7 protein-coding genes are annotated in these 6,531 nt (G+C 71.2%); 1 reads left to right on the plus strand and 6 read right to left on the minus strand.

Going from position 1 to position 6,531, the window contains the following annotated elements; translation table 11 throughout:
• Position 1: 1 nt before the first annotated feature.
• Positions 2 to 619 (minus strand): GNAT family N-acetyltransferase, encoded by a 618-nt coding sequence (locus tag ACWDZ7_RS17340; RefSeq protein ID WP_451797775.1) that lies wholly within the window; start codon positions 617 to 619, stop codon positions 2 to 4.
• 95 nt (positions 620 to 714) lie between these two features.
• Between ACWDZ7_RS17340 and ACWDZ7_RS17345 the strand changes: the two genes are divergently transcribed.
• The gene (locus ACWDZ7_RS17345) at positions 715 to 1,659 is read left to right on the plus strand and encodes an RluA family pseudouridine synthase (RefSeq protein ID WP_451797777.1); all 945 of its coding nucleotides are present in this window, start codon (positions 715 to 717) and stop codon (positions 1,657 to 1,659) included.
• On the opposite strand, the gene ACWDZ7_RS17350 is transcribed toward ACWDZ7_RS17345, so the two are convergent.
• The 5 genes from ACWDZ7_RS17350 to ACWDZ7_RS17370 are packed head-to-tail and all read right to left on the minus strand — an operon-like array spanning position 1,653 to position 6,191.
• Positions 1,653 to 3,134 carry a cytochrome P450 gene (locus ACWDZ7_RS17350; protein WP_451797778.1) on the minus strand — a complete coding sequence of 494 codons (1,482 nt, stop codon included), beginning with the start codon at positions 3,132 to 3,134 and terminating at the stop codon, positions 1,653 to 1,655. The two genes, ACWDZ7_RS17345 and ACWDZ7_RS17350, sit on opposite strands and share 7 nt — an antisense overlap.
• Positions 3,135 to 3,189: 55 nt before the next feature.
• Positions 3,190 to 3,804: a GTP-binding protein gene (locus tag ACWDZ7_RS17355; protein WP_451797779.1), complete on the minus strand. Its 615-nt coding sequence runs from the start codon at positions 3,802 to 3,804 to the stop codon at positions 3,190 to 3,192.
• Positions 3,785 to 4,183, minus strand: coding sequence for a DUF742 domain-containing protein (locus ACWDZ7_RS17360; protein WP_451797780.1), 399 nt, complete (start codon positions 4,181 to 4,183; stop codon positions 3,785 to 3,787). The genes ACWDZ7_RS17355 and ACWDZ7_RS17360 overlap by 20 nt, the downstream gene beginning before the upstream one ends.
• A complete protein-coding gene (locus ACWDZ7_RS17365; protein ID WP_451519385.1) occupies positions 4,180 to 4,587 on the minus strand; it encodes a roadblock/LC7 domain-containing protein in 408 nt (135 codons plus the stop codon). The genes ACWDZ7_RS17360 and ACWDZ7_RS17365 overlap by 4 nt, the downstream gene beginning before the upstream one ends.
• Complete coding sequence (locus tag ACWDZ7_RS17370; RefSeq protein WP_451797782.1) at positions 4,584 to 6,191, minus strand: ATP-binding protein; 1,608 nt, start codon at positions 6,189 to 6,191, stop codon at positions 4,584 to 4,586. The genes ACWDZ7_RS17365 and ACWDZ7_RS17370 overlap by 4 nt, the downstream gene beginning before the upstream one ends.
• Positions 6,192 to 6,531 lie beyond the last annotated feature (340 nt).

Genomic DNA, 6,531 nt, shown 5'->3' on the forward strand with positions numbered 1-6,531 from the left:
GCTACCGGGCGGCCGCCTCCACCGGGGTCGGCCCCGACGCCTCGTCCGCTATCCGCGCGTGCAGGTGCATGTCGTGCCAGCCGTCCGCGTGCAGCAGGGCGCTGCGCTTGGTGCCCTCCACGGCGAAGCCGGTCTTCAGGGCGACGCGGCAGGACGCCTCGTTGGCCGTCGCGTGCGTCAACTCCAGGCGGTGCAGGCCCACTTCGTCGAAGGCCCACCGCGTGAGGCATTCGACGGCGCGGGGGGCGACGCCGCGACCGCGCGCCGACGGCATGGTCCAGTAGGCGACTTCGGCATGACCGTCGCCCAGCTCGATCAGCCGCAGGGCGATCCGTCCGACCACCTCGTCCGTATCGGCGTCGGCGATCGCCCAGTACGCGTCGCGTTCGTCGGCCCAGGCCTTGCGCCAGCCCTCGATCCACCCGAGGGCCTCACTCTCGGAGTCGGCCACACGGGCATGCCAGCGCTGGATCACGGGGTCCTGGAACGCCTCGTACACGGCGGCGGCGTCGGTGGCCGCCCAGGGCCGCAGGACCAGACCACCGGAGACGACCAACGTCGGCTGCTCCTGCCGGGCAAGGGCCCCGCGCACGACCACATCAGAGATCTTGAAAGGCATGGCCACATCGTGTCAGCGGGGGGACGCTCGGCGGCACCGGTTTTCCCGGGGCCCGGCGGCTGCGGCCGCACCGCTCCCGTACCCTGAACCCCCTGATGAGACGCAAGCCCCGCATCCCGCCCGCCCCACTGCCGCAGCGCGACGGCGTCGACCCCGTCCGGGTCAAGTTGCCGCCGGGCGGCGCGTGGCCGACCGTGCGCGACCATCTGGTGGAGCGGCTCGCCGCCGGGGACGGGATCATCGACGCGATGCTGCGTGATGGCGCGATCGTCGGTGCGGACGGGGTGCCCGTGGCGACGGACACGCCTTACGCGCCGGGGGCCTTCGTGTGGTTTCACCGGGAGCTGCCGCCCGAGATCACCGTGCCGTTCACCCTCGATGTCGTATACCGGGACGAGCACGTCGTCGTCGTGGACAAGCCGCACTTCCTCGCCACCATGCCGCGCGGCAGCCACGTCACCCAGACCGCGCTCGCCCGGCTGCGCAAGGAGCTGGGCGTGCCGACGCTGGGCGCCGCGCACCGTCTGGACCGGCTGACCGCGGGGCTGCTCCTGTTCACCGTGCGGCCCGAGGAACGCGGCGCGTACCAGACGCTGTTCCGCGATCGCCTCGTACGCAAGGAGTACGAGGCGATCGCGCCGTACGATGCGGCCCTGCCGCTCCCTCGCACCGTACGCAGCCACATCGAGAAGGAGCGCGGGGTCATCGCGGCGTACGAGGTCGAGGGCGCCGCGCCGAACAGTGAGAGCCACGTCGAGCTCATCGAGCACCGCGGCGGCCTCGGCCGCTACCGCCTGACCCCGCACACCGGCCGCACCCATCAACTGCGTGTCCATATGAACGCGTTGGGGCTGCCGATCCTCGGCGACCCGGTCTACCCGGTGGTGACCGATCCCGTGCCGCCGGACGACTTCCGCCGGCCTCTGCAACTCCTCGCACGCCGCCTGGAGTTCACGGACCCGGTCACGGGCGCCCGGCACCGCTTCGTCAGCGGGCGGACGCTGGGCGCGTGGTCGGCGTACGACGACTGGGATCAGTAGCCGCGCCACCAGGTGACGAACCGCCGCCAAGCCCCCTGGGCCGGGACGGGGGGCGCGGGAACGGGCGCGGGCACCGGCGCTGTCGCCTGCGAAACGGCCTGCGGCCGCGGTGCCTGCTGCCGGCGCGGCGGCGTGGAGACCTCCCACTCCCCGCGCGGCCTCGGCGCCTGCGCCGACGGCCGGGCCATGACATCCTGCGGCGGCCTCGGCGCGAACCGCACCGGCAGCTCCACCAGATGCCGCGACAGGATCGACGAGGTCCACCGCAGGTCCCGCTCGGGGATGTCCAGTTCGACGTCCGGCAGCCGCAACAGGAGCGCGTCGACGCCGGTGTCGGCGATGGCGCGGCCGATGTCCTGCCCGGGGCACTCGTGGGGCCCGCCGCTGAACGCGAGGTGCGCGCGGTTGCCCCGCATATGGGCGGCGAGGTCGGGACGTACGACGGGGTCGACGTTGCCCGGCGCGATGCCGAGGATCAGACCGTCGCCCGCGCGGATCCGCCGGCCGCCCAGCTCGGTGTCCTGTTTGGCGAAGTAGCCGATCATGGCGGTGAACGGCGGCTCGTCCCACAGGGACTGCTCGACCGCCTCGGGCACCGTCATCTGGCCGCCGCTGAGCTGGGCGCGGAAGCGGGGGTCGGTGAGCACCATCCGCAGGACGTTCGCGATGAGGTTGGCGGTGGCCTCGTACGCGGCGATGAGCACCAGCCGCAGATGCGCGGCGACCTCGTCGTCGGTGAGCCGCGCCGGGTGCGCGATGAGGCTGCTGGTGAAGTCCTCGTCGGGCTGGGCGCGGCGGCGCAGCACGAGGGCCATCAGGACTTCCATGACGTACGCGTTGCTGGCGATGGCGGTCTCGGTGCCCTTGATCATGTCGCGGGCCGACTGCACCATCCGCTCGTTGTACTCCTCGGGCATGCCGAGGACGTGGCACATCACCATCATCGGCAGATGCTCGGCGAAGTGGCTGACCAGTTCGGCCTCGCCGTCCTCGCAGAAGTCGTTGATCAGCTGGTTCGTATAGCGGTTGATGAAGCGGCGGACGCCGCGGTGGTCGATGCCGGACATGGCGCCGGTGACCGCGCCGCGCAGCCGCTGGTGCTCGTCGCCCTCGACGAAGCTGCACATGGGCTGCCAGCTGAAGACGGGCGCCAGCGGGTGGTCCGTCCCGGCGCTGCCGTCCTGTACGGCACGCCAAATGCGTGAGTCCCGGGTGTACTGCGAGGGCGTGCGGACCATGTGGAGGTTCTCGCTGTGCCCGAGCACCACCCAGATCGGCACGTCGTTGTGGATCAGTACCGGCGCCACCGGGCCGTGCTCGGCGCGCAGTTTCTCGTACAGGCCGGACAGGTCGGCGTCCGCCTCGGGGCCGTAGAGACGGCGCAGTCCGCCGGGGCCGAGGCCGTGGGCGGGGCAGCCGGGGGGCGGCACGGCGGGCTGGTCGGTGCCGGGCCAGGAGGGGGAGGGAGTCGTCACGGTCGTCGCTCCGGGTTCGCGGAAGGGTTCCGGGGTTGCAGAAGTCGGTGGCGGGTCAGGCGCGGGCCACGGTCAGGGAGTGGAGATAGCGCATCAGGGTCATCAGGATGTCCCGGCTGGACTCCCTGAGGCGGGCGTCGCAGGCCATGATCGGCACTGCGGGCTCCAGGTCGAGGGCCTTGCGCAGGGCCTCGGTGGGGTGGTGGGGCGCGTCCGGGAAGTCGTTGACGGCGATGACGAACGGCACGCCGCGCTCCTCCAGGCGCCCGATCACGTCGAAGCTGACTTCGAGGCGGCGGGTGTCGATGAGCACGACCGCGCCGAGCGCGCCTTCGAAGAGCCCGTTCCACAGGAACCAGAAACGCTCCTGGCCGGGGGTGCCGAAGAGATACAGGACCAGCTCGTCGGAGACGCTGATGCGGCCGAAGTCCATGGCCACGGTGGTGGCCGTCTTGGACTCCGAGCCGTAGTCGTCGTCGACCCCGATGCCCGCCTCGGTCATGGTCTCCTCGGTCGTCAGCGGACGGATCTCGCTGACCGAGCCGACCATCGTCGTCTTGCCGACCCCGAAACCGCCGACGATGACGACCTTCACGGCGGCCGCGGCCGTGTGCGGCAGGACGTCCTCGCTGCGGGGGCCGGTGATCGTGTCAGAGTTTTTGAAGTCCATGCATCACCGCTTCGAGAAGGGATCGGTCGGGGATCGCGGAGCGGACGATGGGGGCGCGCGCGTGCACGAGCTCGGCCGCCAGCAACTCCGTCAGGACGACGGTCACCACGCTGAACGGCAGCGCCAGATAGGCCGAGAGCTCGGCGACGGAGATCGGGGTCCCGCACAGCCGCAGCACCGCGGAGTGCTCCGGCTGTGCCGTGGGGGACGCCTCGCCCCGCGCCACGATCAGCGTGACGAGGTCGAGGGGCGCCCGCTCCGAGTCCTCGCCCGTCAGGACGTAAAGCCGCTCGGGGTTGGTCGGTCTGCGGCGCTCGCGCTGTGGAGCGGCGTCCGGGTCGGGGGCGTCCTCGTTCGAAGGGCCTTGCGGAGGAGTCATACGGCCTGCCCGTCACGCCGTGGGGGGCTCGTCAGATGTGCCCCGATGCGTACGACGAGGTCGCGCATCCGGGTGGCGACGAGGCCCGCGTCGACGGTCTCGTCGGCGAGCACCGCGAGATAGGCGCCGGCGCCGGCGGCCATCAGGTAGAAATAGCCGCCGTTGATCTCGATGATGACCATCTTCATGCCGCCGTCGCTGTGCGGGATCTCCGTGGCCACGGCGGCGGCCAGGCTCTGCAGTCCCGCGCAGGCCGCGGCGATGCGGTCGGCGGCGTCCGGGTCGCCGCCGTAGCGCGCGATGCGCAGGCCGTCGGCGGAGAGCACCACGATCTGCCGGGTGTACGGCACCCCGTCGGCGAGCTCTTTCAGCATCCAGTCGAAATTGGCGCGCTGCTGGATCACTTCCAGCCCCCCTCGTCGGCGTTGCCGTGGTTGTTCTGGGTGGTTCCCTGCGGGGCCGACGGGTCGGGCCCGTCCGGCGTCTCGCCCTTGACGCCCTTCATGAACGCCTCGACCCACAGGCCCGGTTCGGTGCCTTCCTTCTTCGGCGCCGGAGGGGGCGGTGCGGTCGCGGCGGCGTGGGCCTCGGCGATCCGCTGGGCCTCGATCTCCCGGGCGTACCGCTCCTTGAGCGACATCGTGACGCGGCTGCGGCGCTGCGGCAGACCGTTCTCCGTCCACTCGGTGACCTCGGGGACGTCGTCCTCCATGGCCCCGGAGCGCTGGGAGCGCAGCGGCGGGCCCGCGGTGACGACGCGGGGCTTCTTGCGGCGGATGTTGCGGACGGGCTCCTCGATGAGCCGGCCGCCGCTGTCCACGCGGGGCACGGCGGAGGCGCCGATGCCGTGGGCGAGGCCGGGGGCGGGGTCGGTGGTCATCATGTCGCGCGGCACGATGAGCACCGCGCGGACGCCTCCGTAGGCGGACTGCCGCAGGGAGATCTGCATGCTGTACACCTGCGCGAGGCGGCCGACGACCGCCATGCCGAGCCGCGGGGTGTCACCGAGGTCGTTGAGGTCGACGCCGGCCTGGGCCCGCGCCAGCAAGCGCTCGGCGCGGGCACGGGCCTCCTCGCTGAGGCTGACGCCGCCGTCCTCGATCTCGATGGCGATGCCGGTCTGCACCTCGACGGCGGTGACGTGCACCTTGGTGTGCGGGGGCGAGTACCGGGTGGCGTTGTCGAGGAGTTCGGCGCAGGCGTGGATGAGCGGTTCGACGGACGTGCCCTTGATCGCGACCTTGGCGATCGAGTGCAGCTCCACGCGCGGGTAGTCGAGGATCCGGGACATCGCGCCGCGCAACACGCTGTACAGCGGTACGGGCTCGGGCCACTGGCGGCCCGGGCGGCCGCCGCCGAGCACCGCGATGGAGTCGGCGAGACGGCCGATCAGCGCGGTGCCGTGGTCGATGCGCAGCAGGTCGTCGAAGACCTCGGGGTTGCGGCCGTGGAACTCTTCCATCTCGCGCAGTTCCGCGGCCTGTTGGTGGACAATCGACTGGACGCGCCGGGCGACGTTCACGAAGGCGCGCTGCGAGGACTCTCGCATCGCTTCCTCGTCGTCCAGGACCTCAAGGACATAGCGGAGCAGTGTGCGCTGGGAGCCGGACAGCTCGCGGTACCGCTCGTCCTTGTCGACGACGTTGCGGATCACTTGGTCGGGCGGTTCGCCCTGCCGCAGCCGGTAGAGCGCGTCGGGCAGGATGTCCCGCCCCAGGCAGACCGTCTCGTCGTCATGGGCGGCGATGCGCCCTTCGAGGTACGCGAGCCGCTGTGCGTACTGCGCGCGCTGCCCCCGGATGGTGCGGCCGCGCCGCACGGCTTCTGTGCCGACCAGGATGACCAGGAGGGTCGCGACGGCGCCGCACCAGCCGACGGCGGGCCGGGACTGCTCCGGCACCGCGGCGGCGGCCGCTCCGGTCGCCGCGGCCATCAGCATGGCGGGCAGCAACAGGGCGCGCGCGTAAGGGACTTCTCGGCCACCGGGAGGCGATTGAACACTCACCATGTATGCCCTCTGAACACTCGTCTTGGGGAAGGGGGGTGTAGGGGAATGACGGAAAGAGCGGAGGCGCGAAAGCGAACAACCGAAAGATTTGGGAACAAGCATGCGAACCTGTCGCAACTCGTTTCAACTCGCCGCGCTCCGGGCGAGCTTAGTCCGCCCGAAACATCGCCAAGTCATATTCGGCAACCCCCTGCAGAGCCCTTGCCGACGGGCATACACTCGCCCCATTTACACGCCAGGCGATCATTCGAACACGTTGCGTGACTACCTCGAACAGGCGGCTGGCGCAGACAGACGGGGCACCTTCCGTGTCTGAAGCGCACAGTGCGCTTCAGACACG

The sequence above is a fragment of the Streptomyces sp. NPDC003032 genome (genome assembly GCF_053591415.1).

Bases quoted from the DNA above. Each gene is read 5' to 3' on its own strand.
- ACWDZ7_RS17340 (WP_451797775.1), bottom strand. From the start codon at position 619: ATGCCTTTCAAGATCTCTGATGTGGTCGTGCGCGGGGCCCTTGCCCGG.
- ACWDZ7_RS17345 (WP_451797777.1), top strand. From the start codon at position 715: ATGAGACGCAAGCCCCGCATCCCGCCCGCCCCACTGCCGCAGCGCGAC.
- ACWDZ7_RS17355 (WP_451797779.1), bottom strand. From the start codon at position 3,804: ATGGACTTCAAAAACTCTGACACGATCACCGGCCCCCGCAGCGAGGAC.
- ACWDZ7_RS17360 (WP_451797780.1), bottom strand. From the start codon at position 4,183: ATGACTCCTCCGCAAGGCCCTTCGAACGAGGACGCCCCCGACCCGGAC.
- ACWDZ7_RS17370 (WP_451797782.1), bottom strand. From the start codon at position 6,191: ATGGTGAGTGTTCAATCGCCTCCCGGTGGCCGAGAAGTCCCTTACGCG.